Here is a 24,148-nt window from a genome sequence, read left to right as displayed (position 1 = left end):
TCCCTTGACTAACCCCAGTTCGGGTCACAGATCGAGTACGAGTCGTCCACCTTCGGCGCGCGAGACGCAGACGAGCATCTGCCCCGCCTCACGCTCGGCGGCGGTGAGCGCACTGTCGTGGTGGTCGGGTTCTCCTGCCAACACCTGGACCTTGCAGGTGCGGCAGAAACCTTGTCTACAGGAATACGGGTGGTCGGGCCGGGATTCGAGGATCGTATCGAGGGCGGTGCGGTCCGCGCCGACTTCGACGACATCCCCGGTGGAGGCGAATCGGATCTCGAACGGTGTGCCGTTCACGATGGGCGGAGGCGAGAATCGCTCGGAATGCATTTCTATGGAGGGTATTTCGCTTACCGCGCGGGTGATCACGGCGATCATCGGGACCGGCCCGCAACAGTAGACCGCGGTGCCGGGCCCGATACCGGGCAGCAGAGCGGTCGCGTCCGGCAGACCGTGCTCGTCATCGGTGCGCACGACGGCACGATCGCCGAATCCCGCGATCTCGTCGAGGAACGGCAGGGTGTCCCGGTTGCGCCCGGTGTACACCATCGTCCACTCGACGCCGAGCCGGTGCGCCAGCCCGATCATGGGCAGGATCGGTGTGATACCGATGCCCCCTGCGACGAAATGTATTCGGGTGGCGGGGGATCCGTAGCCTGGTACGGCGAAGGGGAACGCGTTGCGCGGACCGCGTACCACGAGTGGCGACCCCACCGGGAGTGCGTCGTGCACCTCTACCGAACCGCCCCCTCCTTCGGGGATCCGGCGCACCGCTACGCGATAGGCGCGGGTGTCCGCGGGGTCGCCGCACAGCGAGTACTGCCGCAGCAGGCCCGATGGAAGCTCGAGGTCGAGGTGAGCACCGGGACGCCATGGCGGTAGCGCGCGCCCGTCGGCGGCGGCCAGGCGCAAACTCACCACGTCCTGGTCACGCGCCTCGATCCGCCGCTCGGTGACCACCAGCGCGAACCGCCGGTCGTTCACTTCGAGACGCGGATCGCGCCGGTTGACCAACGTGGTCCAGCGCAGCCGAGCGGAGGCCACCGCATCGAGCACGCGCACGGTCCTGTCGTGCGCACGTCTGCCGAACAGGTCCGCGGGCAGCCGGTCTGGTATCGGCGAACTCACAATGCGGCCGCTTGTGCTGCCGGGGATTTGGCCAGGTACGCCACCGCCTGCGCGGTCGAGCCGACCGCCTCCGGGTTGTATCCGGGTTCGAGGGTGCTCAGCGCGCTCCGCAGGAGCGAGGGGACGCCGGGCAACGCACCGCGCCACATCGCACCGAAAACCCGCGTCAGCAACCGCGGATAGCCGAGGTCTGGTAGTTCCTGGTCCTGATGGACAAGGAACTTGGTGCCGCGCAACACCAGTGTGAGGAAAATCGGGAAGACCAGCAGCATCAGCCCTGCGCGCCGCAGGTATCCGACACCGAAGTACACCGCCACATCATGCGCGACATGCCGGTGCTCGACCTCCTCCGCGCCGTGCCAGCGGAACAGGTCCACCATCCGCGGATCGGCACCGAACCGTTCCAGATCCGCGTTCAGCACCCAGTCGCCGAGATAGGCGAAGAAGTGCTCCAGGCACGCGATGAACGCCAGCCGCTCGACCAGTAGCTGTCGCTGCGCCACACCTTCCGCGTTCCTGAGCCCGAGCGTCCGGCGGAAGAGGTATTCGGCCTGCCGCAGATAGGGCTCCGGGTCGATGCCGTGTACGGCGAGCACCTCGCGCAGCACCTTGTCGTGCGTTTCGGCGTGCATCGATTCTTGACCGATGAAGCCGAGCATCGCCTCGCGCAGTTTTTCGTCCCGCACATACGGCAGCGCCTCGGTGTACGCGGCACAGAACATGCGCTCCCCTTCGGGCAGGAGCAGGTTCAGCGAACTGATCAGGTGCGAGGCGATCGGCTCCTCGGGCATCCAGCGCAACGGGGTGTCCGTCCAGTCGAATCGCACGTTGCGGGCGTGCAGCGCCACGGAGCCCGGGGCACTGTCAGGCCTTCGCCCGGCCCTGCGAAGTAGCTTCATCGGTACTCCTCGATTCCCATCACAGGCACACAATTCCTACGCGTCCCTGATAAAGATCCTACACATACATAGAACCTTCGGTAACATACAAAATGTGTCACCATCTACCGGACGGTGACACAACATGACGGCAGTCGTCACCATCACCACCTCATCTGTGCATGTGTCACCCTTCGAGCAACCTGCGGCGCAGACCCTCGGTGGCCACGACTATGGCGGGGACCAATGTCAGGTGCGTGATCGACAGCGCGATCGTGGACGCGGTGTCGAAGTCGGCACTCACGGTCAAGCCGATGGTGGCGACAGCGAGCACCGAACCGATCACCGCAGCGACCCGCAACACACCGATCCACCTGTAGGACAACAATGCCGCCGCACCGAGCCCGATCAGCATCGGGATCACGGTCAATACGATGATCCCGCCGGGGGCAACACTCTGCTTTCGGCCCGCATCGGACATTTCGAACGTGCCACCGGCGGCCGCTCCGATCAGCCAGACGACGAGGTTGGCCAGAACAGCGGCGCCGATCGCACCGAAGACGGCGACGGGACGATTCAATGCGGGGACGCGGGCGGCGGAACGAGCGGTAGTGGACGTGGTGCTCATGATGATCTCCTCGAGATGAAGCTGGGAAACGCACGTGAGACCATCCTCAAACCTCAATAAATATTGAGGTAAATGGCACTTGGCCGCATAATGGTGCAGATCACATCCAGCATCAACCGCGGGGCAACGAAAATACTCGAGATCACGATGATTGACACTGCCTGCCTACCCAGCGCCGCATGCAGCCCGGATACGGCAGGCTTCAGCTGCGCACGCATTTGCGGGTCGGCCTTACGGAAGATCAATCGGTCGACGAGGTCACGCCGCCCCGGGTGCCGACATCGGGGGGTGTACACCCGATCGAAATCAGGGCCGCTGTCACGGTGCTACGCAATGTCCCGGCCTCGGCTCCCGCGCGGGAGCGCAGATTGATCGCGTAGACAAGCATGACCAGCACGTCGGCGGCAGCATCCGGATCGACGGCGGGATCCAACTGGTCCCTGGCGTGTGCGGCGACGAGCGCCGCGCGCAACATGTTTCGGAGTTTCTCGTGGTGCCGGTCGAGTATGGAGCGAATTTCCGGATCATCGTTCTCCATGCCCGCATGCGCATTGGTGACCATGCAGCCCCACTGCGCGTAGCGGCCGGAGCATCGCAGGTCGATCAGCCCGGTGAAGAACTCGGCGATCACCGGCAGGCCGCGCCCGTCCTCGGTGAGTCCGCTGAAGACCGGCTCAGACCATTTGTCGATATAGCGGCACAGTGCGGCGCGGTACAGATCCTGCTTGCTACCGAAGGTGGAGTACAAGCTGGAGCGGTTGAGTCCGGTAGCCGACACGATGTCCCGGATTCCGGTCGAGGCCATCCCCTGGCGCCAGAACAAGTGGACGACCGTCTCCAGGGCCACGTCCGGATCGAAATGCTTGATGTCGGCCATATCCCTCGCGTCTGCAATCTTGGAACGAGGGTTCCAGTATAGCGCGCATCATGCTAACTTGAATCGGTCGTTCCAAGTTATGGCATCGCTGCTGCACCGTCGCCAAAAGGGAGTACTCATGCGAACGGATCTCGACGCACTGCTCGACACCCATCGGAGAGCAGGCCACTTCATCGATGTCGGCGGAATACGGACCTTCGTCCGCGAGGAGGGACACGGCAGTGTGCCCGTCGTCTGCATCCACGGCGTACCCGTCTCGAGCTTCTTGTGGCGACGACTGCTGCCGGAACTGGCCGATCGCGGACTCCGTGGCGTGGCACCCGATCTGCCCGGACTCGGATTATCTGATCGTCCAGCGGATTTCGACTATTCCTGGACCGGACTGGGACTACACGTGGAACGCACGCTGGACGCAATGGGCATCGATCAGTGTCATCTCGTCGTGCACGATATCGGCGGGCCTGTGGGTTTCGAGATCGCTGCTCGCACTCCGGAACGCATCGCCTCTCTGACGATTCTGAACACCATGATCGAGGCCCATACCTTCCGTAAACCGTGGCCGATGCGGCCATTCCAATACCCGGTGCTCGACCGGCTGTGGCTCGCGGGCAGCCGAGGCCCGGTCTATCGCACGCTGATGCGCCGCATCGGCCTGGCGCAGGGATCGACCGTAACGGACACCGAAATCGATCTGCACAGCATGTTGGTGACCTATACCGACGGTGGCCGAGCCTTCTTGCGGATCATGCATTCGTTCGAGACCACACGAGCCAAGACCGCGTTGTACACGGCCGCGGTATCCGACACCCCGTACCCGGTCCAGGTGCTGTGGGCAGCCGACGACCCGGCGCTGACCCTACAGAAGTACGGTCGTATCGCCGCCCGCATCGTCGGCATCGACGAACCCGTACTTTTGCCCGGCAGGCACTTCTTCCCAGAAGACAGCGCACCAGCGATCGCCGACCACATCCGCAGCCTCATCGAACGCAACTCGCCTCGGACACACTGATCGGAAGGCGCGACGGAGCAGAAGATTCCGGCCACTGCGTTCTATGCGGATTCACCGGATACCGACTCTTCGCCCTGATCGGTGCCGAAAGAGCTCCTTGCCTCCGTGGACGGACGTCAGCGTTGACGATCGAGGCCGAGCTGATCGACAATCAGCAGCGCCACTTCGATTTCGAGCCGGTTGACCGACAGCGGGTGGCCGAGTACGTCTTCGGCTCGGTGTATCCGGTAGTGGACGGTGTTCTTGTGGACGTGCATGCGGGCCGCGGCATCGGTGAGACTGCCGCGAGTATCCAGATATGTCCGCACCGTTTCGCGAAGCCGCGCGGTCGTCTCGTCGTCACGTAATAGGTTGCCGAGAACCCGGTGCACCCATGCCTTGGTTTCGGGCAAATGATCGACCAGCAAGCTGGCCAAGGCGACTCGGGAGTGCAGCGTCAGCCTGCGTGCGGGATCTGCCACCAGAGTGAGGTTGCGGGCACGCAGGGCATCGCGAAAAGTCTGACGAAATCCGGTCAGCCCGGTGCCTGGATCGCCGATCGCGAGGTGAATCCCTGGTCTACGGCGCAGGTCTCGTTCGAGATTGTCGACATCGAGCGCAGGTTCTCCGCTGGATGATATCCAGGCCCAGCAATTCTGTTCATCGATCAACACGGTCAGCGGTTCTTTCCCGGTCGCACCTGCGAGCATCGCCGCCCCGGCGCGCAGCAATGCGGTCGACGAGGCCACGGGTTTGCCCAGCCAGATGACGGCGGCGATATGCCATCCCCGCAGCGATGCGGCGAGCATCTGCTCTGCGGACGCGAGGTCGAGGTCTTCGGTGTCGAGCACCGCGCGGATCTGTGCCGCACGGGTACTGTCCGAGCGCGCGTCCCAGCGACGGCGCTCGTTCTCGTAGATGTCGGTGACGCCTTCGATGACCTGGTCGATGTAGGTGTCGGCCGCCCGAGCGATCCGGCTGGTGGTCTCCAGCGCGATATCGGCGGAGACGTCGGAGTCTTGAAGCAGGGAGATCGCCCGCTGCACGAGCATGTGCTCACCGAGGCGATAGGCGCGCAACAGAGCAACCAAGGACATCCCGTGCTGAGCGAATCGGCGCGCATATTCGGCGGCAGCCGGTGGCACGGTGATGTCGTCATGGGAGATGCTCAGCGTCAGTATGTCGATGAGCGCGGCGAGGTTGGACGCGGTGCTGGCGATCATCAGTCGCCGCACTTCGTCGTCGTGGTGGAACTCCGGGATGACCTCGATGAACATCGAGGTCATCCCGGAAGTCAGATCTACGAGTTCGGCTTTGATACGTCCGGCGACATCACGGACGGCCTCGTCCACGTCAGCGCTCATGTCCGGACGGTACCGGAACCAGGGCGACGACTCCGACACATTCCCACCCTTGTTGTGCCACGAGCACAAAGCGGGTCGGAAATTCTGGGACGCGGGCCCGTAGCACAACACTCTTTTCATACCTACGTTGGCAATGTAATTCACATCACACCGCGTTAGGTGAGGAAATCGTGCAGCAGGTTGTTGATCTACCACAAATCCGCGCCACCCGAAATCCGTTCGGCTCAGCTATCGCCGACGACCGTGAGCAGCTCGACAACCGGACTTTCGCACAACGTGTGCGTGCGACAGCGGCCGTTTTGTACGAGCACGGGGTTCGCGAGGGCGACGTCGTCGCACTGGTACTTCCCAACCGGATCGAATTCATCGTGATCCTGTTCGCGGCGTGGCGGCTCGGTGCCGCGGTCACACCGGTCAAACCGGAATCCACCAGCGAGGAGGTGCGCTACCAGGTCACCGACTGCTCGGCCAAGGTGGTGGTGACCGAGCAGGATGGAGCACCGGGAACGTTGGATATGTCCGAGGTGGCCGGGACCGGATCCGACGCCGCCACCCCCGAAGCGGTAGCAGTCGATCCGGCCGCACCCGCGCTGATCATCTACACCAGCGGCACCACAGGACAGCCGAAAGGCGTCGTCCTCGACCACAGCAATGTGGCCGCGATGTGCGAAATGATCATCGGGGCCATGGCATTGGACGATACCGACCACTGTCTGCTGATCCTGCCGTTGTTCCACGTCAATGGGATCGTGGTAAGCGTGCTGTCACCGCTGCTCGCCGGTGGCCGGACAACAATAGCCGGGCGATTCTCGGCCTCGACGTTCTTCGATGTGGTCGAAAAGGTCAGACCGACATACTTTTCGGCTGTCCCGGCCATCTACGCCATGCTGGTCGCGCAACCGACGAGCCTGACACCGGATACGTCGTCGCTGCGACGCGTGATCTGTGGGGCCGCCCCCATGCCTGCGGAACTGATCACCCGGTTCGAAACACGTTTCGGCGTGCCGGTCGTCGAAGGCTACGGACTGTCGGAAGGTACGTGCGCATCGACCCTGAATCCGCCGGGCGGACCGCGAAAGCCAGGGACGGTCGGGCTGCCGCTGCCAGGGCAAACGGTAGCGATCATGAATGCGGAGGGTGCACTCCTCGACGACGGCACAGCTGGGGAGGTGGTGATCCGTGGCGCCAATGTGATGCGCGGCTACCTCGGCAGGCCCGAGGCGACGGCGCAGACGGTGGTCGACGGCTGGCTGCACACCGGCGACATCGGCTACTTCGATCCGGACGGATACCTCGTGCTGGTCGATCGGATCAAGGACATGATCATTCGCGGCGGCGAGAACATCTACCCCAAAGAGATCGAGAACGTGTTGCACACACACCCGTCGGTACTGGAGGCCGCGGTGATCGGCGCTCCCGATCCGGTCCTCGGCGAAGTCCCGGTAGCTCGTGTGGTACGGATGCCCGGCACCCGAGTCGACGCCGCCGAACTCACCGAGCACTGCCAAAAGTCCCTGACGCGAATAAAAGTGCCGGTGTCGATCGAACTGGTCGAAGCCCTCCCGAGGAATCCGATCGGGAAGATCGACAAAAGAAAACTCCGCGCACTCGTCACCGACACGGTCACCACCGCGTAGCACATTCGTTCGAAGGTGAACGAAACTCTGTCATCCGAGTCCGATATCTGCGGGTCCTCGCATGGGTTCGATTCATTGAATAAGAAAGGTCCGAGCAATGGGGTTCAAAACGGGAGATTTCCCACCCGTAGATGTGGAGACATTCCTCGACAAACCGTTACGCGAGCGGATGAAAACGCTCGCCCTGCATTGGGTGGAATACGGCTTCGGAACACCGAAGCTCATTCATACGATCTATCTGCTCAAGGTGCTGTTCGTCGTGGTGCTTGCCGGCGTGGCGCTGGCGACGTGGAGTTCGGGTGTAGGCCCGTTCTGGGACGTCGCGGCGTGGTGGAACCAGCCCGTGGTCTACCAGAAGTTGGTGATGTGGATCATCTTGCTCGAGGCGATGGGCATTGCCGGATCATGGGGGCCGCTCGCGGGCAAGTTCAAGCCGATGACCGGCGGGATCCTGTTCTACACCCGAGTCGGCACGATCCGGCTGCGGCCGTGGCGGCGGGTACCGTTCACCGACGGCGACTCCCGCACAGTTATCGATGTCCTTCTCTACCTGGCATTCCTGGCATCGCTACTGACCGCGATCGCGCTGCCAGGTGTGTCGAGCGCTTCGCTGAGCGCGGCGCTGCCCGACAATACTTCCGGCCTGGTGAATCCAGCGCTGCTCATCGCTCCGATCGTGCTGTACGTGCTCTGTGGTCTGCGGGACAAGACGATCTTTCTCGCCGCGCGCGGCGAACAGTACCTGCCCGCTCTCGTATTCTTCGCGGTGCTGCCGTTTGTCGACATGATCATCGCAGGCAAGCTGCTGATCTGCATCGTGTGGATCGGAGCAGGCGTGTCGAAGTTCGGGCGGCATTTCACCAACGTCATACCGCCGATGATCTCCAACAGCCCGGCCATACCAGCCAAGTGGGTCAAGCGATGGCACTACCGCGACTTCCCACGGGATATCCGCCCGTCGAAAGCCGCTTCGTTCATCGCCCATGTCGGAGGCACCGCCGTCGAAATCGTTACGCCACTGATCTTGCTGTTCTCCACCGATCACCGGGTGACACTGGCCGGCGTGGTGCTGATGGTGGTGTTCCACGCCTTCATCGCCTCCACCTTCCCGCTGGCGGTGCCGTTGGAGTGGAACGTCCTGTTCGCCTATCTGACCGTGTTCCTGTTCCTCGGCTACCCCAACGAGAGTGGCTATGGACTCGGTGACATCTCCTCGCCGTGGCTGACCGTGGCGATCATCGCAGCTCTGGTGTTCTTCCCGATTCTCGGCAATCTGCGCCCGGACAAGGTGTCGTTCCTGCCATCGATGCGGCAGTACGCGGGAAACTGGGCGTCGGCCCTCTGGGCCTTCGCGCCCGGCGCGGAGGAGAAGCTGAACACGCTGCGGCACCGCCCCACGGTGAACCAAGTCGACCAACTGCAAGCCATGGGCTACGAGCCCGTGGTCGCGGAGATCACCCTGCAGCAGACCATTGCCTGGCGCTCGATGCACAGCCAGGGACGCGGACTGTTCTCCCTGCTGTACAGACACCTTCCCGATATCGACCGTTGGACCGTGCGGGAAGCGGAGTTCGGCTGTAATTCGCTGATCGGCTTCAACTTCGGCGATGGCCACCTGCATAATATCGACCTGATCAATGCGGTGCAGTCCCGCGTCGGATTCGCGCCGGGCGAATGGATCGTGGTGTGGGTGGAGTCGCAGCCGATCCACCGAGGTATCCAGCACTATCAGGTCATCGACGCGGCGCTCGGTGTCGTAGAACGGGGTACCTGGTTGGTACGCGATGCGGTGCAGGCGCAGCCGTGGCTGCCCGACGGGCCGATCCCGCACGAGGTGACCTGGCGGCGTACGGGGTACAGCGTGCCGACTCCGCCCGACGAACACGACCGAGTCCCCACGCCGCAGACTGTGCACTGAGACCAGCGCGAAGACAGGAGAGTGACATGAGCGCCGCAGTGGTGGTCGGCAGCGGCCCCAACGGTTTGGCCGCAGCGATCACCTTGGCACGAGCCGGACTGAAGGTGACCGTGTTGGAGGGCGCCGACCAGATCGGCGGCGGTACCCGCACCAGCGAGATGATCGTGCCCGGGCTACTCCACGACCATTGCTCGGCTATCCACCCGATGGCGGTCGGTTCTCCATTCTTGCGCGGCCTCGACCTGGAGCGGTACGGATTGTCCTGGGTGTGGCCGGAAATCGACTGCGCGCATCCACTCGACGACGGCAGCGCAGGCGTCCTGTTTCGCTCGGTTGCCAGGACCGCTGCCGGTCTCGGCAGCGACGACCGGATATGGCGGCTGCTGTTCGAGCGGACAACAGCCGGCTACCACCGGATGAGCGCCGACATCATGCGGCCGCTGCTGCGTCCACCTCGCCATCCGCTGCAGTTGGCCCGCTTCGGGGTGCCTGCTTTGGCCCCGGCCACATTACTCGCCGGGTTGTTCCGCACCGAGCAGGCCAGAGGACTCTTCGGTGGTGTCGCCGCCCACGCTTTCCATCCGCTGCATCGACCACTCAGTGCGAGCATCGGCCTCGGCATTCTCACCGCGGGCCACGCCTATGGTTGGGCGGTCGCCGCAGGTGGGTCACAGCGAATCACCGACGCCATGGCGTCGTTACTCGGCGACCTCGGCGGGAAGATCGAAACCGGGAGATACGTGCGGTCCATGGCCGATCTGCCGCAGGCAGAGGTGACGATGTGGGACGTGGCACCGCATGCCATCGCCGAGATCCTCGGCGAGCGGCTGCCCTTTCGAATCCAGAAGGCGTATCGCGCGTTTCGCTATGGACCCGGGGCATTCAAGGTCGACTTCGCGGTCCACGGTGGCGTGCCGTGGACCGCGGAGGCCGCACGGCGAGCCGGGACAGTGCACCTCGGCGGTTCATTCGCCGAGATCGCCGCCGCCGAACGCGATGTGCATCGTGGCCGAATGCCCGAACGCCCCTTTGTGCTGGTCGGCCAGCAGTATCTCGCCGACCCGCGACGCTCGGTAGGCGATATCCATCCGATCTGGGCGTACGCCCACGTTCCACACGCCTACCGTGGCGACGCGACGGCGGCGATCACTGCCCAGATAGAACGCTTCGCCCCCGGGTTCCGCGACCGCATAGTGGGAGCCGAGATATGCAGCACATCGGAATTCGCCGAGTACAACCCCAACTATGTCGGCGGCAACATCATGACCGGAGCGAAAGACATCCCACAGTTGGTGTTCGGACCTCGAAAGACACTGCATCCCTATGATGTCGGCGTACCTGGCCACTACATGTGCTCGGCAGCTACCCCACCTGGTCCAGGAGCACATGGCATGTGCGGCGCGAACGCCGCACAGCGAGCGCTCCGTCGGTTGGGCTACGACGACGTGCCACTCACAGGGAATCTCACCTGAACTCGGTGCGATCCTTCATGGCCTGTGTCACAGAAAACCTCGGCGCACATGTCGGCAGAGGTAGTCGGCTGGGCAGGTGTACCACGAACTCCAGGAGAGACGAGCATCACTGGGCCGAACAGTACCTTTCCCGATAAACCTTGTAGTCCGGGGCGCCGCTGCCTACCATGCACTGACCCGATTTTGAACATTCGAATGTTCAAAACCGAGTCGCCATGCCCATATAGTCCCGGGTGAAGCGCGCCTGGTCGGCTATATCGACCAGGGTGTAGGTGTCGTGATGGTCGGGCAGGATCGCCCACAGCGCTGTGGGCAGCGGCTTGTTCGACTACGGCGGTTCTACCTTCGAGAGGAATTCCATGCCCCCCTCCACTCCCGCACCTCGCCGCCGACGAGTGTGGCGAAGCGCGATCGTGGCCGTGCTGGCGACCGTACTTTCCGGAACATTCGGCTACGGGAGCCATGCGGCAAACGCGACGCCAGGTCTGCAGGAGGTGCTGCTGGTCGGCAACAACTGGGAGGGCACCGCCGATATCATCCACTCCACCGGTGATTTCGCCAAGATCGGCCGGATCAACCTCATCCCGGACAAGGGCGAACGGTTGCGTGAGATCTACCACGACCCGCTGCGACTGGCCTACTTCTTCGGTATCCGCCATACCGTCGGCGAAGGCCACGACCAATACGTGGACGATATGTACACCACCCCCGACGGGGCGGCGATCGTGGTCTCCCGTCCCAGCTTCGCCGATGTCGCATCGATCGACACCGCCACCGGCGAGCTGAACTGGCGCTTCCCCGTCTCCGGAAACCGCTCCGACCATATGGCGGTGTCACCCGACGGCAACCGGGTCGCGGTATCCGCCTCGACCAGCAACACCGTCCATGTACTCGATATCAATACCGGCCACGAGGTGGGCAGGTTCCCTACCGGTGACAAGCCACACGAGAACGTCTTCACCAGGGACGGCAAGATCTGGAATATGGCCATCGGTGAGGTCGACACCAGCTTCGACAGCCCGCTCCTCGACTTCACCAAGGGTGACCGCAGGATCACCGTTGTCGACGCGAACACCTTCGAACAGGTCGAGATCATCGATATGCGGGAACGCCTGGATGCGTTCGGCCGCAAGGATCTTTCGGACGCGGTACGTCCGGTGGCGTTCAGTCCGGACGAGTCCAGGTTGTACTTCCAGGTGTCCTTCTTCAACGGGATCCTGGAATACGACGTGGTAGGCGACCGGATCCTCCGCGTCGAGGAGCTGCCGGAGAACTCCGCCACCAGTGACGATCGCACCACCTTCGTCAACGATTCCCGGCACCACGGTATGTCGATGGACCCCTCTGGCACCAAACTGTGCGTCGCCGGGACGATGGACGATTACGCCACCATCGTCGATCTGACCGACTTACAGCCGGGGCCGTTGGTGTCGGCCGCCAAGCCGTACTGGGCGACGGTCAGCGGCGACGGAAAGGCTTGTGTCATTTCCGAAAGCGGTGCCGATCAGGTGACCGCTATCGATTTCGCTACCGGCACCGAGATCACCTCGATCCCGGTGGGTGACCATCCGCAACGGATCCGGATCGGCGGACTGCCCGCAGGCTGGCAGGCTCCCGCCGCAGTATGACCGATCCGGTGGGCAATACACCTGCTCTGCGGTAGCTTGTTCAGACCTCAGCGCAGGGATGGATCGGTGAGAGCCCGGACGGCGACATCAGGGACGTAGGACGCCAGTGCGGTGACAAGAGCTCGGATATCGCGGCGCGCTTCGGAGGTGAGCCGGGCGGTGCGGGCGATGTCCAGCTCATTGGCAATGGTGAGAAGAGCGAAGTCGGCGAGGTCGGCGGCAGCCAGAGCGACGAGCTCACCGGTGAAGCGGTCGGTGAGCAGAAGTGGTGTCGCACCGAGCCGGGCGTAGGTCTGGTTCCGGTCACAGGCGGCATAGCGATAGACGAGGGCCTCCGCCTCGTCGCCGATTGCCGCCTGCAGCCGGGTTCGCCGGTCGAGCGGCAATAGCGGGTGCGGGAAGCCGTCGGTACCGTAGCAGGCATGGCAGAGCGCGGCGAGACGTACACGTCTGCCCCCGCCCAAGCTCGCTACCAGATCACGCACCCGCTGAAGGTGGTCGAAGAGATTCCCGCCCGGATGGGCGAGCTGTCCGGTGTCGAGCGCACGCAGCAATGCCAGCGCAGGCCACTCGGAGGCAACGGCGGTGATGGTCTCGGCCAACCGCTCCGGTTGATCCCTGGCGACGAGGTGACCGGCGCCGCGGATAGGGATCACCGTGGCGTGTGGGACCAGACGGAGTAGCCGGTCGACATCATCGCCGAGGAGAGGCGACGCGGTGCCGCGGACGAGCAGAACCGGCATATCGAGCTCCGTGGCGATCTGTCGTAACCGGGGAAGCTGGGCGAGGATATCGTCGACGATCTCGCTGTGAGCGTCGAGCATGCCACCGGCGGCGAGGAAACGGCGAACACGGTGGGGCTCGGGGTCGGGAACGACATCCACCAACACGAGGCCGGCCACCCGTGCCCGTACCGCCGGATCCCCCAGTGCGGCAATGGTGGCGAGCCCGCCCAGCGAGGCGCCGACGACCACACATCCCGGAGACTCGGCACGCAGCATGGCAGCGACGTCGTCCGCGCAAGGCGCGAGCGCCCGCAGCGAACCGTCGCTGTCACCGTGACCGCGTTGATCGAAAGCCACGCACCGGAACCCGGCATCGACGAGGACGTCGATAACCGGTGTCCACACCTGACGGCGTTCCCCACCGGCGTGCAGCAACAAGACGGTCGGCCCGACACCGTCCTCCTCCCCGCGCAGGACTGCATCGGGGCGGGCGATTCGCCGTGCCTCAGGGGTGATGCGGTCGATCATCGCGGTGGCACCTCCTACCTTGTGATGTCAAGGTAGAACCGTAAGGTCAATTACCTTGGCATGTCAATGTAGTGTTGCCGGAGTGACACGTTCGCGAGTGCGCCGCCAGCCCGACGAAGCACGGCGCCTGATCCTGGATGCTGCTGAGAAGCTCCTGCTCGAGGGCGGTGTAGCCGCCGTACAGGTACGAGCCGTCGCCTCCCGCATCGGCATGACCGATGCGGGAGTCAACCACCACTTCGGTACCCGCGACCGCCTCCTGGAAGCTCTGCTGCGCCACGGCGGCCGGAAGATCCGGGCCGGGGTGAGCGAGGTGCTGAACTCCTGGCTCGACCGTGACCCTGATCTCTGCGAGCTGGTCGATGCCTTGGCGGTGTTCTACCGCCAAGGTTATGGCGAGCTGGCCATAGCACTCCACGCCGCCGGATGGCGGGACGAAGGGTCGGGGATGCTCGACCCGGTGGTCGACACGCTCCACGCCCTGCGCCCCGATGCCGCGACCATCCCCATCGCAGACACCCGGCTCGCGGTCGCCGCGCTCCACCAGGCCCTCGCTACCGAGCCGCTGTATGGCCAGGCCTTCCGCCGCAGCGCGGGCCTCACCGGCCGGACGGCCACCACCCCAACCCCCCAACTCCATTGGTGGACCACCCACCTGAGCCGCTCCCTCGGCCTCCGGTAGCGCGCTCATATCCGCGAGTTCCCGGGAGAAAGCTCGGCCGGAGTCGGCGTGCAGTGGCAGCGCGATCATGCAGATGACCTAGGGTGAATTCGCGCGCCGAATCTTCTTGGCGCGAACAGTCAGCCGCCGAAATGAACACGGGAGACGAGCCATGGATGATCGATCTCCCGTCGTCGCGGTTCCCGATTCGGTGCGCACGGAACTACGCCGCGGTGTCCGCAGCGTACTGGTGGACGCCACCGCGCTACGGCTGGTGCGCGAACGCTTCGACGACGATCAAGCAGGCTCGCTGCGCCGGTACCTCGAAGCTTCCCAGTCGGCTAACACCTTGCGGGCCTATCGCGCGGACTGGATCGCGTGGTCTGCCTGGTGCGCCACCGAAGGCAGGCAGGCCCTGCCAGCCGACGCTCTCGATGTCGCGGTGTATCTGGCCGCGGCCGCCGACACCCGCCGCGACACCGGCGCCTGGGCTTTCAGTCCGGCAACGCTGGAACGCAAGTCCGCCGCTATCGCCGCGGTGCACGCCGCGAATGGACTCCCATCCCCCACCCGCTCGGATGTCGTGCGGCTCACCCTGCGCGGCATCCGCCGCACCCGCCGCACCCGGCCCACCCGCAAACGCCCCATCCTGCTGCACACACTCGACCAGCTCTTGACCGGACTGCCCGCATCCGGCTGGCCCACCGAACCGGCCCGCCGCCGGGACGCACTCGTCCTGCTCATCGGTTTCGCAGGCGCATTGCGTCGCAGCGAACTCGCCGGACTCCGCATCGCTGATATCGAGGTGAGCACGGACCACACCATCGGCGAACCCATCCTGCTGATCCGGCTGCCCGCCACCAAAACCGATCCGACCGGCACTGCGGAACAACGCGTGGCCCTCCCCCGCGGCCGACGCCCTGCCACCTGCCCGGTCTGCGCCTTCGCCGACTGGCTGCGCCTGCGCGAAACACATTTCGCGACCGGAACATCCGGTGTGCGCAGCTGGCTGAACGATCAGCCTGCCCGCGCGGCTTCGCACCATCGCTGCCATGGCTTCACCGGCACCACGCTCACCGGCACGGACCTCCCCCTCTTCCCCGCCATCACCCGGCACGGCAACATCGCAGACCACGCCATGTCCGGCCGTGCCGTCGCCGAGCTGGTCAAACGGTATGCCGCCAGGGCCGGGCTCGACCCCGAGCTCTTCTCCGGACACTCACTACGCGCCGGATTCGCTACGCAGGCCGCACTCAGCGGCGCCACCGACCGCGAAATCATGCGCCAGGGACGCTGGTCCAACCCACGCACTGTGCACGGCTATATCCGCACAGCCAATCCACTCGAAGACAACGCGGTCACCAAACTCGGTTTATGACGTATCTATGGTGGCCTTCGCATCGTGGATGCTGCCGGGCAGCACTTTCGATCCCCGTACCCGTTGTGGGGCAACCACTGTCATCTCCCGTGACCACCAAGTCGCAGATCCAGGGGCGGGGCAGAAACGGACGAAAACGGAGTAGGGGTTCGTTGCGGAACTGTGCCCAGGGATTCGTTGCGGAACCGCTACCGCTGGTGCGTTACTGGGAACAGCGATGTCGCTACCACGGTGATATCTCTTGCAGGACAAACTCTTATCTTCATTCGGAGATCTCTGATGGCACCCGTCCTCACGTCACTCAACCCGAGTTCCGGTCCCGAATCCGGCGGCAATACGGTAGGAATCTTCGGTAGCGGGTTCGCCGGCGCCGGTCCGTTGAGCGTGATGTTCGGTGCGACGGCAACCACTTTCACTATCGTCTCCGACACTCGGATCAACGCCATCGCCCCACCCGGCACCGGCACCGTCGACGTCATCGTCACCGCCCTACTGCACGGCGCGAGCAATCCGCTACCGTATACCTACGGCGGCTCCGGCCTGCTGTTCTTCACCGATGGCCTCGTGGTAGCCGGTAATGTGTATGCAGTGCCACAAACCGGTGGCGCACCAAGCCTGTTGGCGACCGGCCTGGACACTCCCCGAGGAATCGTCAGGAGCGGTAACCTCCTCTACATTTGCGAGGGCGGGGCCGCTCGGGTGTCGACGGTGCCGGTCACCGGTGGCACGCCAACACCTCTGGTGACTGGTCTGGCGAACCCTGTCTACATCACCACCTCGGGTGACACCCTGTTCATCACCAACCAGGGCACCAATCAGGTGGTGTCGGCGCCGATCACCGGCACCGCGACCCCCACCACGATCGCCACCAGCCCCACCAGCGTCTTCGGGATCACCGATGGATTGTCGACACAACCTGCGGTTACCCCGCTTGCGGCTGCCCTGCTTGCGACGCCTGCTCTCACGTCGCTCAACCCGAGTTCCGGTCCCGAATCCGGCGGCAATACGGTAGGAATCTTCGGTAGCGGGTTCGCCGGCGCCGGTCCGTTGAGCGTGATGTTCGGTGCGACGGCAACCACTTTCACTATCGTCTCCGACACTCGGATCAACGCCATCGCCCCACCCGGCACCGGCACCGTCGACGTCATCGTCACCGCCCTACTGCACGGCGCGAGCAATCCACTGCCCTATACCTACGGCGGCCTGTTGTTCTTCACCGATGCCCTCGCCGGCAATGTGTATTCGGTGCCACAAAGCGGTGGCGCACCGACCCTGTTGGCGACCGGCCTGAACATTTCTGCAGGTCTCATCCGGGTCGGTAACCTCCTCTACATCTGCGAGGGCGGGGCCGCTCGGGTGTCGACGGTGCCGGTCACCGGTGGCACGTCGATACCCCTGGTGACGGGACTGGCGAACCCTCGAGATATCACTGCCGCCGGTGGCATCCTGTTCATCACCAACCAGGGCACCAATCAGGTGGTGTCGGCGCCGATCACCGGCACCGCGACCCCCACCGCGATCGCCACCAGCCCGACCGACGTATTCGGTATCACGACTTGAACGCCAGCCCGACGCTGAACTCCATGGTTGTCGAAGTCACATTCACACCAGCGTTGGAGACACTTTCGGTGAGAACTTCGCACACGTTCGCTATAGAGTCTGCGGCTGTTTGCGCCAGCCATCATCGAAACAGCATTCGGCAACGCCGAAATTAATTCCGAGCGCAATGGCTGGAAATCAGATACGTCGGAAACAACCCAACCAAGCACCGATCTCGACGTATCCCGGGCCGGGTGGCAGCATCGTGCGCATCACTGTTTTTTCGAGCGACTCCAGCCGCCAATCCTCGGCGAATCCGATGCGTAACTCCTCGGCATGTTTTCTCGGTATCGCGGCAGCCAGCCGATCAGCGGCCGCGTCCGGACGACCCGACTTGGTCATCGCGTCCGTGAAGCGAGTAGTCATCACTTCCTGCCCGGCATCGTTGATGGCCAGTAGATACACCCGCGCATCGGGCCGGCACGCCAGATGTAGCGAGGCGGCGTATCGACGCAGCGTAGGAACGTCGAATATATGTGCAAGCGCGGAGTCGACAACGGTATCGAAGCTGTCCGCGTAACGCTCCAGTTCCAAGGCGTTGGCAACCTCGAACGTAACCTCGACGCCCCGCTCCGCTGCCTTGTTCCGCGCTTTCTCGATAGCGGTCGGTGCCGCATCCAATCCGGTTACCGAATAACCTCGGTCAGCCAGATACAATGCATTTTCACCAGTGCCACACCCCGAATCGAGCACTATGCCTGTAATTCCACCCAATTGCTCTGTCAACACGAACGCAGGCTGCGGATCGGCGATATCCCATGGCGCCGGGAAAGGCCCCTCACCGCGATACACCGCGTCGAAATCCATCTCAGGAAAATAAGTTGATGTGTTACCCATAACTCCACTATCCGTGCGCCTGCCGGTCCACCTCAAGAAGGAGGGCCTGCTACCGGATCGAATTAACGAAAAACTATCGGAAGCCGATCGATCGGGCCCGGACGAACGCGCGACAACTTCCGGCCACACGTGTTACCGGCCACGAGATCGTATGGCAGCAAGATCTTGTGACATATGGTACGTGGACGTACCATACTAGTGGTACACTGGAGTACCACACGAGGAGGTGGGCGTATGCCCACGGTAAGGCTGCCCGATGGCCCAGCAACTCCACCGATTGCGCAAAGCCTGGAGATCCTGGCCGGGCGCACCAGGACTTGGCGGCGGATGCACGCCCGCTTCGGCTCGGCATTCACCATCCATATGCCCAGATTCGGACGGTCGGTAGTACTGGCAGACCCCACCGAGATCAAAGCCTTGTTCACCGCGAGCACCGACATCGTCGACAACATCGATGCCAACCTCGGCGAGTTCCTCGGGCCTGGCTCGTTGTTTGCCCTAGAGGGCGAACAACACCGCAAGCAGCGCAAATTACTCACTCCGCCCTTCCATGGCAGGCGACTCACCGCATACGAAGCACTGGTCGAAGAAGAGGCTGTCCACGAGATGGCATCGTGGCCTTCGGGAACCGAGTTCAGCACGATGGACTCTATGATGCGGATCACACTGAATGTGATCCTGCGTGCGGTATTCGGCGCCGAAGGCGATGAGTTCAAGGAACTGCGCGAACTGCTTCCCAAATTGGTTCTGGTCGCATCGGCGCTGTCCGCGGTTTCGGTGCCGAAGCGGCTATTCGGCAGGCTCGGCCCTTGGGCCCGGTTCACGTCATATCGCCGCCGCTATGACGAGATCGTCGACCAGCTTATCGACTACGCCACCGCAGACGAACGGATCGAAGATCGCGACGACGTCCTGGCGATGATGCTGCAAGCCCGGTACGACGACGGCTCACCCATGAGCCGCAGCGATATCGCGGATGAACTGCTGACTTTGCTCACCGCCGGTCACGAAACCACCGCCACGACCCTGGCGTGGACGATCGAACGGCTGCGAAGGCACCCGGAGGTGCTGCGACGATTGGTCGCCGAAGCCGATGCCGGTGGTTCGGAACTCCGGGCAGCTACCCTGCTGGAGGTACAACGCGTCCGGCCCGTTATCGACTTCACAGTGCGCAAGGTCCTCGCAGAGTCCATGCAGCTGGGCCGATGGACCCTGCCGAAAGACCAGAACGTCGTGGTCAGCATCCGCTTGCTGCACGACAACGAGGAACTTTTCCCCAATGCCCGCACCTTCGACCCCGATCGCTTCGTCGGGGTACGACCGGGCACCTTCAGCTGGATTCCGTTCGGCGGTGGCCACCGGCGCTGCATCGGCGCGGCATTCGCCACGATGGAAATGAACGTGGTGCTCCGAACACTACTGCGCGATTTCACACTCGAACCGACCGATGCCAGGGATGAGCGGACACATTTCCGCGGTATCGCACTGGTTCCGGCCGAGAAAGGCCGTGCTGTAGTACATCGACGCTCCGCCCTGCACCCCATACCCATCGATGACCGCACCACCGAGGTGACCGTTTAGCGGTTCTCCGGATGGGCGGAACCGACGCCAGGCCCCGCGTGACTCGCTATTCACCCCTCCTACCGGATACGGGCCCCGCGGTGTACGCGGGGCCACGTGAGTCGGCGGGGAGTAGCTAACCTGATCTCGTGATACGCGCTGAACCCATACCGCCCGTTGCTGCCGACCCCGGTACGGAATCGGGGTTCCGTCGTCGGCTGCTCGACGGCATGGCCAGCACCATCCGCGAACGTGGTTACCGGGACTCCACCGTCGCCGATGTGGTCCGGCATGCTCGCACTTCCCGGCGAACATTTTATGAGCATTTCACCAGCAAACAAGATTGCTTCATCGTTCTGCTGACCGAGCGGAACAACGAAACGATTCGCCGGATCGATACCGCCGTCGATCCGGACGCACCGTGGCGCACACAAATCCGCCAAGCTGTCGAGGCGTGGATCCGGTCCTCACAAGAAGATCCTTCGGTCACGCTCAGCTGGATCCGAGTAGTTCCCGCTCTCGGCGAGGATGCGCGGCAGCTGCAGCGCGAGACCGGTGAGGCGTTCATAGATCTCATCCAGAAACTCACCAGCACCCGGGAATTCACCACCGCCGGCCTACGCCCACCCACTCGTCAGGTGGCAACGATCCTCCTCGGCGGGTTCCGCGAACTCATCGCGACAACCGTCGAGGACGGCAACGATATCGCCGGCATCATCGACGTGGCCTCCGAAGCCGCGATGGCTCTCATCGGCGCGCACCGCTAGTCCTCGGCTCCAGCGCATTACCCCAGATCATCCGATGTGGTCGAACTCGATACAGCACCGAGTCTTTCAAGTAGCCGAGCGCCGCAACCGGAAGACGCGGAACTCACGGCCACCGGAGCGCTCGTACTCCATCTCGTACCCGGGCCAGAACTCGACCGCGAGATCCCAGACACGTTTGCGATCGACGCCGGTGATCTCGCAGACGTCGACTCGGAACAATTCGCCTTTATGCCGGACCATGGCGGTGTCCGCAGCACGCAGGTTCGCCGACCACGAAGGATGTTCACGACTACCCCAATTCGAACCGATAGCAATGAAATCCCCATCCATGGGGACATAAAGCAGTGAGGTGGTGCGGGGAATCCCGGTCTTACGTCCAGCGACAGTGATCTCGATCGACGGCAACCCGACCAAATCGAGTACACCCATTCGCTCGCTGCTCACCCGCCGGATCAACCGTTCCATCCGCAGCACAATCGGTGCGCAACGCATTACCCAATGCTGCTGAGCGAGCTGTCTGGCCAACGGCGACAACGGATTTGATTCCATACTCGAATCCTGGCATGTATCCGGCATTGTGATAACCGGACGGGCCGGACAGAGGGCTATCTCACATCGCCTACGGACGGACTCCTCACACCTCCCGGATACAATGCCCCCTCCCTCTATGCGTTGTTTTGAGGTTGGTGTTATGTCTGGTTGTGTTTTGATATGTAGATATATAGTTAGATGCGAATATCTACGTATCTACATGAAAAATATCTGTTCGCCGCTCCATCATCGAGCGCTCCGCAAATCCGGCACCCCTTGCTCGCCCCTACCACCAGACCTCGGTAGTGCGAATGAATACGCCGCGATCCCTGCCCGGCACCGCAATCGCTACCCTGTCGAACTACCTACGAGATCGAACCATCCACTCCCCCACCTATGCGGTTCAATGGCACCTCAGCCGTGGTATCCCAGCATGTCCAACAGCGCGTCGAGGTGGAGTTCGAACAATTCGTTACGGTCGGCGAAGGTATCGACACCGTACATATCGAAGACGTCGGCGCTCACCGCACCGAACAGGCCGACCCAGAACGTTACGCTGCGGGCGATCAGCCAATCGGGCAGATCGAGCTGGAATTCGTCACGAATCCGCGCGAAACTCTGCGCCAGCGGGGCAGTTACCCGCACCTCCCGTGCCGGGGGGATGAGCAGATCCGCCTGATACGCGCGGGCGAACAGCTTTTGCAGGGCCACGATCACCCGGGTGCCCGGAGCCGTGGTCTCCGCAGCGGGCGCACTGTAGCCCGGAACCGGTGTGCCGAACAACAACCCATAGTGCGCGGGTTCGGCCAGCGCCCAGTGCCGCACGGTGCGGCCGAGGAGGCGCAGGCTGTCGATCGGATCATCCGAGGCATCCCGCAGTGCGGCGTCGACCGTATCACCGAGCGCGTTGTACCCATCGACCACGAGTAGAGTGAGCAGTTCGTCACGGCTGCGCACGTACCGGTAGACGGCCGAGGAAACCACTCCCAGATCGCGGGCCACCGCACGCAGGGAGAGCGCGGAGGCGCCATTGCTCGCCAAATGTTCTCGCCCGATCCTGACGATATCGTTCATGGTTCGGGCCCTGGCCCTGGCGCGAGGGGTCGTCGGCATATCACCCACCCTGCGCACCTATGAGAGCGATGTCAACCATTGCGAGCAATGCTCTTGCACGACTGTCGCCGCGATCCCGTTTCCGCACTGCGTCGATCAGCTCTCGCCGAGTGTCGATCAGCTCTCACTGGGTTGTGAACTGTCACTCACTCTGCGAGTAGGGTAATTCAAGTCACTGATGACACGATCGAGGAGTTCCACATGGACCAGCGGACGACGGATTTCGACGTGCTGATCGTCGGTTCAGGGTTCGGCGGCAGCGTCACCGCGCTTCGGCTGGTAGAGAAGGGATACAAGGTCGGTGTACTGGAAGCGGGCCGACGCTTCGCCGACAACGAGCTGCCCAAGACCAGCTGGGAGCTGAAGAAGTTCCTCTGGGCCCCCGCGCTCGGCTGCTACGGTATCCAGCGCATCCATCCGCTGCGCAATGTCCTCATCCTCGGCGGCGCCGGCGTCGGCGGTGGCTCGCTGAACTACGCGAACACGCTGTATGTCCCACCGGAGCCGTTCTTCAAGGACGCTCAATGGCGCGATATCACCGATTGGCGCCAAGAGCTGACTCCCTACTACGAGCGGGCTCAGCAGATGCTCGGCGTAGTGCGCAACCCACATATGACACCCGCCGATGAGGTCTTCAAGGCCGTCGCCGACGATATGGGAGTCGGCGACACCTTCGTACAGACACCTGTCGGGGTGTTCTTCGGTGAGCCGGGAAAGACCGTGCCGGACCCGTACTTCGGCGGTGCCGGTCCCGAACGCACCGGCTGTGTCGAATGCGGTGATTGCATGGTGGGGTGCAAGTACGGCGCGAAGAACACGCTCGTGAAGAACTACCTGTACCTCGCGGAAAAGGCCGGTGCCGAGATCATTCCGATGACAACCGTCGAGGCGATCCGGCCGTATCCCGACGGGACCTGGGATGTGTCCACCGTACGCACCGGCGCGTGGCTACGGAAGGAGCCGAAGACGCTCACCGCAGCGCATGTTGTGCTCGCCGCGGGTACCCGTGGTACCCAGAAACTGCTGTTCGCTATGCGGGACCAAGGCGTATTGCCCGATCTTTCGGATCGGCTCGGTGTACTGACCCGAACCAACTCGGAATCGATTGTCGGTGCGGCGACCAGGAAGCTTCCCCGGGATGTCGATTTCACCCGTGGAGTCGCCATCACTTCCTCGATCCACCCCACACCGGATACCCATATCGAGCCGGTCCGTTACGGCAAGGGCTCCAACTCGATGAGCTTGCTACAGACCATCATGGTCGACGGTGGCGGCCGTATCCCCCGCTGGCTGCGTTTCCTCGGCGCTGTGCTGCTCCACCCGGGAGACATGCTCACCGCTTTGACCGTCAAGAACTGGAGTGAGCGGTCCATCATCTCGTTGGTCATGCAGCACTTGGACAATTCGATCACCACGTACACCAAACGTGGATTGTTCGGTCGCAAGCTCACCAGCAAGCAGGGGCACGGCGAGCCCAATCCCACCTGGATCCCCGTGGGTAACGAGTTCACCAGACGGGTCGCGAAGAAGCTCGGCGGCAGCGCGGGTGGCAGCTGGGGTGAGATCGTCAATATCCCACTCACCGCGCACTTCCTCGGCGGCGCTGCGATCGGCGCCGACGCCGAGCACGGCGTGATCGACGGCTATCACCGGGTATACGGCTATCCGACACTCAGTGTGGTGGACGGCGCGGCGGTCTCGGCCAATCTGGGGGTGAATCCCTCCCTGACCATCACCGCGCAAGCCGAACGCGCGGCGGCGTACTGGCCGAACAAAGGCGAGGTGGATAACCGGCCTCCGGTAGGCACCGGATACCGGAGGATCGAACCGATCGCCCCGAATGCCCCGGCGGTACCGGCGAGTTCTCCTGCGGCACTGGTGCTTCCGATCGTGGAGATCCGGAAGACACCAGCCGCCGGATAGCGACGCGG

The 24,148-nt window shown here is 63.4% G+C and carries 20 protein-coding genes; 11 read left to right on the top strand and 9 right to left on the bottom strand.

Annotated elements, in window-relative coordinates; all coding sequences use genetic code 11:
* Nucleotides 1-24 precede the first annotated feature (24 nt).
* From ACL02S_RS00630 to ACL02S_RS00615, 4 genes are all read right to left on the bottom strand, one after another.
* Entirely contained in the window at nt 25-1,062 is a 1,038-nt protein-coding gene (locus tag ACL02S_RS00630; RefSeq protein ID WP_412801065.1) for a PDR/VanB family oxidoreductase, read from the bottom strand.
* Between the two features lie 62 nt (nt 1,063-1,124).
* Entirely contained in the window at nt 1,125-2,027 is a 903-nt protein-coding gene (locus ACL02S_RS00625) for a metal-dependent hydrolase (protein ID WP_412800247.1), read from the bottom strand.
* A 166-nt stretch (nt 2,028-2,193) separates the two neighbouring features.
* Entirely contained in the window at nt 2,194-2,634 is a 441-nt protein-coding gene (locus ACL02S_RS00620) for a DUF6069 family protein (protein WP_412800246.1), read from the bottom strand.
* Between the two features lie 241 nt (nt 2,635-2,875).
* Nucleotides 2,876-3,511, bottom strand: a complete 636-nt coding sequence (locus tag ACL02S_RS00615; RefSeq protein WP_412800245.1) for a TetR/AcrR family transcriptional regulator — start codon at nt 3,509-3,511, stop codon at nt 2,876-2,878.
* A gap of 118 nt (nt 3,512-3,629) precedes the next feature.
* On the opposite strand from ACL02S_RS00615, the gene ACL02S_RS00610 reads away from it, so the two are divergent.
* The gene (locus ACL02S_RS00610) at nt 3,630-4,520 is read left to right on the top strand and encodes an alpha/beta fold hydrolase (protein ID WP_412800244.1); all 891 of its coding nucleotides are present in this window, start codon (nt 3,630-3,632) and stop codon (nt 4,518-4,520) included.
* A 116-nt stretch (nt 4,521-4,636) separates the two neighbouring features.
* Here the strand turns inward: ACL02S_RS00610 and ACL02S_RS00605 are convergent, their stop codons facing one another.
* The gene (locus ACL02S_RS00605; protein ID WP_412800243.1) at nt 4,637-5,863 is read right to left on the bottom strand and encodes a PucR family transcriptional regulator; all 1,227 of its coding nucleotides are present in this window, start codon (nt 5,861-5,863) and stop codon (nt 4,637-4,639) included.
* Nucleotides 5,864-6,033: 170 nt separating this feature from the next.
* Between ACL02S_RS00605 and ACL02S_RS00600 the strand changes: the two genes are divergently transcribed.
* The 4 genes from ACL02S_RS00600 (at nt 6,034) to ACL02S_RS00585 (ending at nt 12,518) form a co-directional block, all read left to right on the top strand.
* Nucleotides 6,034-7,500, top strand: coding sequence for a class I adenylate-forming enzyme family protein (locus tag ACL02S_RS00600; protein WP_412800242.1), 1,467 nt, complete (start codon nt 6,034-6,036; stop codon nt 7,498-7,500).
* Between the two features lie 97 nt (nt 7,501-7,597).
* Nucleotides 7,598-9,418 (top strand): DUF3556 domain-containing protein, encoded by a 1,821-nt coding sequence (locus ACL02S_RS00595; RefSeq protein WP_412800241.1) that lies wholly within the window; start codon nt 7,598-7,600, stop codon nt 9,416-9,418.
* A gap of 26 nt (nt 9,419-9,444) precedes the next feature.
* Nucleotides 9,445-10,890, top strand: a complete 1,446-nt coding sequence (locus ACL02S_RS00590) for a phytoene desaturase family protein (protein WP_412800240.1) — start codon at nt 9,445-9,447, stop codon at nt 10,888-10,890.
* A 359-nt stretch (nt 10,891-11,249) separates the two neighbouring features.
* Nucleotides 11,250-12,518, top strand: a complete 1,269-nt coding sequence (locus ACL02S_RS00585; protein ID WP_412800239.1) for a YncE family protein — start codon at nt 11,250-11,252, stop codon at nt 12,516-12,518.
* A gap of 47 nt (nt 12,519-12,565) precedes the next feature.
* Here ACL02S_RS00585 and ACL02S_RS00580 read toward each other — a convergent pair whose 3' ends face one another.
* Nucleotides 12,566-13,771, bottom strand: coding sequence for an alpha/beta fold hydrolase (locus ACL02S_RS00580; RefSeq protein ID WP_412800238.1), 1,206 nt, complete (start codon nt 13,769-13,771; stop codon nt 12,566-12,568).
* A gap of 82 nt (nt 13,772-13,853) precedes the next feature.
* Here ACL02S_RS00580 and ACL02S_RS00575 point away from each other — a divergent pair, with 82 nt between their 5' ends.
* From ACL02S_RS00575 to ACL02S_RS00565, 3 genes are all read left to right on the top strand, one after another.
* The gene (locus ACL02S_RS00575; protein WP_412800237.1) at nt 13,854-14,453 is read left to right on the top strand and encodes a TetR/AcrR family transcriptional regulator; all 600 of its coding nucleotides are present in this window, start codon (nt 13,854-13,856) and stop codon (nt 14,451-14,453) included.
* A 151-nt stretch (nt 14,454-14,604) separates the two neighbouring features.
* Complete coding sequence (locus tag ACL02S_RS00570; protein ID WP_412800236.1) at nt 14,605-15,810, top strand: site-specific integrase; 1,206 nt, start codon at nt 14,605-14,607, stop codon at nt 15,808-15,810.
* A gap of 279 nt (nt 15,811-16,089) precedes the next feature.
* Complete coding sequence (locus tag ACL02S_RS00565; protein ID WP_412800235.1) at nt 16,090-17,370, top strand: IPT/TIG domain-containing protein; 1,281 nt, start codon at nt 16,090-16,092, stop codon at nt 17,368-17,370.
* Between the two features lie 177 nt (nt 17,371-17,547).
* Here the strand turns inward: ACL02S_RS00565 and ACL02S_RS00560 are convergent, their stop codons facing one another.
* Nucleotides 17,548-18,246 carry a class I SAM-dependent methyltransferase gene (locus ACL02S_RS00560; RefSeq protein ID WP_412800234.1) on the bottom strand — a complete coding sequence of 233 codons (699 nt, stop codon included), beginning with the start codon at nt 18,244-18,246 and terminating at the stop codon, nt 17,548-17,550.
* 234 nt (nt 18,247-18,480) lie between these two features.
* On the opposite strand from ACL02S_RS00560, the gene ACL02S_RS00555 reads away from it, so the two are divergent.
* Entirely contained in the window at nt 18,481-19,827 is a 1,347-nt protein-coding gene (locus ACL02S_RS00555; RefSeq protein ID WP_412800233.1) for a cytochrome P450, read from the top strand.
* Between the two features lie 128 nt (nt 19,828-19,955).
* The gene (locus tag ACL02S_RS00550; protein WP_412800232.1) at nt 19,956-20,573 is read left to right on the top strand and encodes a TetR/AcrR family transcriptional regulator; all 618 of its coding nucleotides are present in this window, start codon (nt 19,956-19,958) and stop codon (nt 20,571-20,573) included.
* 66 nt (nt 20,574-20,639) lie between these two features.
* Here ACL02S_RS00550 and ACL02S_RS00545 read toward each other — a convergent pair whose 3' ends face one another.
* Both ACL02S_RS00545 and ACL02S_RS00540 read right to left on the bottom strand, forming a co-directional pair.
* Nucleotides 20,640-21,122 (bottom strand): nitroreductase family deazaflavin-dependent oxidoreductase, encoded by a 483-nt coding sequence (locus ACL02S_RS00545; protein WP_412800231.1) that lies wholly within the window; start codon nt 21,120-21,122, stop codon nt 20,640-20,642.
* Nucleotides 21,123-21,518: 396 nt separating this feature from the next.
* A complete protein-coding gene (locus tag ACL02S_RS00540) occupies nt 21,519-22,217 on the bottom strand; it encodes a TetR/AcrR family transcriptional regulator (protein ID WP_412800230.1) in 699 nt (232 codons plus the stop codon).
* 201 nt (nt 22,218-22,418) lie between these two features.
* Here ACL02S_RS00540 and ACL02S_RS00535 point away from each other — a divergent pair, with 201 nt between their 5' ends.
* Nucleotides 22,419-24,140 carry a GMC oxidoreductase gene (locus ACL02S_RS00535; protein ID WP_412800229.1) on the top strand — a complete coding sequence of 574 codons (1,722 nt, stop codon included), beginning with the start codon at nt 22,419-22,421 and terminating at the stop codon, nt 24,138-24,140.
* The last annotated feature ends 8 nt before the right edge of the window (nt 24,141-24,148 follow it).

The organism is Nocardia spongicola (assembly GCF_047200775.1).
GTDB lineage: Bacteria > Actinomycetota > Actinomycetes > Mycobacteriales > Mycobacteriaceae > Nocardia.
The sequence above is the reverse complement of the archived record's forward strand: the minus strand, read 5'-3'. Positions and strand labels throughout refer to the sequence as shown.

Bases quoted from the DNA above. Each gene is read 5' to 3' on its own strand.
- ACL02S_RS00535 (WP_412800229.1), top strand. From the start codon at position 22,419: ATGGACCAGCGGACGACGGATTTCGACGTGCTGATCGTCGGTTCAGGG.
- ACL02S_RS00605 (WP_412800243.1), bottom strand. From the start codon at position 5,863: ATGAGCGCTGACGTGGACGAGGCCGTCCGTGATGTCGCCGGACGTATC.
- ACL02S_RS00610 (WP_412800244.1), top strand. From the start codon at position 3,630: ATGCGAACGGATCTCGACGCACTGCTCGACACCCATCGGAGAGCAGGC.
- ACL02S_RS00540 (WP_412800230.1), bottom strand. From the start codon at position 22,217: ATGCCGACGACCCCTCGCGCCAGGGCCAGGGCCCGAACCATGAACGAT.
- ACL02S_RS00565 (WP_412800235.1), top strand. From the start codon at position 16,090: ATGGCACCCGTCCTCACGTCACTCAACCCGAGTTCCGGTCCCGAATCC.
- ACL02S_RS00595 (WP_412800241.1), top strand. From the start codon at position 7,598: ATGGGGTTCAAAACGGGAGATTTCCCACCCGTAGATGTGGAGACATTC.
- ACL02S_RS00545 (WP_412800231.1), bottom strand. From the start codon at position 21,122: ATGGAATCAAATCCGTTGTCGCCGTTGGCCAGACAGCTCGCTCAGCAG.
- ACL02S_RS00615 (WP_412800245.1), bottom strand. From the start codon at position 3,511: ATGGCCGACATCAAGCATTTCGATCCGGACGTGGCCCTGGAGACGGTC.
- ACL02S_RS00570 (WP_412800236.1), top strand. From the start codon at position 14,605: ATGGATGATCGATCTCCCGTCGTCGCGGTTCCCGATTCGGTGCGCACG.
- ACL02S_RS00625 (WP_412800247.1), bottom strand. From the start codon at position 2,027: ATGAAGCTACTTCGCAGGGCCGGGCGAAGGCCTGACAGTGCCCCGGGC.
- ACL02S_RS00590 (WP_412800240.1), top strand. From the start codon at position 9,445: ATGAGCGCCGCAGTGGTGGTCGGCAGCGGCCCCAACGGTTTGGCCGCA.
- ACL02S_RS00620 (WP_412800246.1), bottom strand. From the start codon at position 2,634: ATGAGCACCACGTCCACTACCGCTCGTTCCGCCGCCCGCGTCCCCGCA.
- ACL02S_RS00555 (WP_412800233.1), top strand. From the start codon at position 18,481: ATGCCCACGGTAAGGCTGCCCGATGGCCCAGCAACTCCACCGATTGCG.
- ACL02S_RS00585 (WP_412800239.1), top strand. From the start codon at position 11,250: ATGCCCCCCTCCACTCCCGCACCTCGCCGCCGACGAGTGTGGCGAAGC.
- ACL02S_RS00580 (WP_412800238.1), bottom strand. From the start codon at position 13,771: ATGATCGACCGCATCACCCCTGAGGCACGGCGAATCGCCCGCCCCGAT.
- ACL02S_RS00560 (WP_412800234.1), bottom strand. From the start codon at position 18,246: ATGGGTAACACATCAACTTATTTTCCTGAGATGGATTTCGACGCGGTG.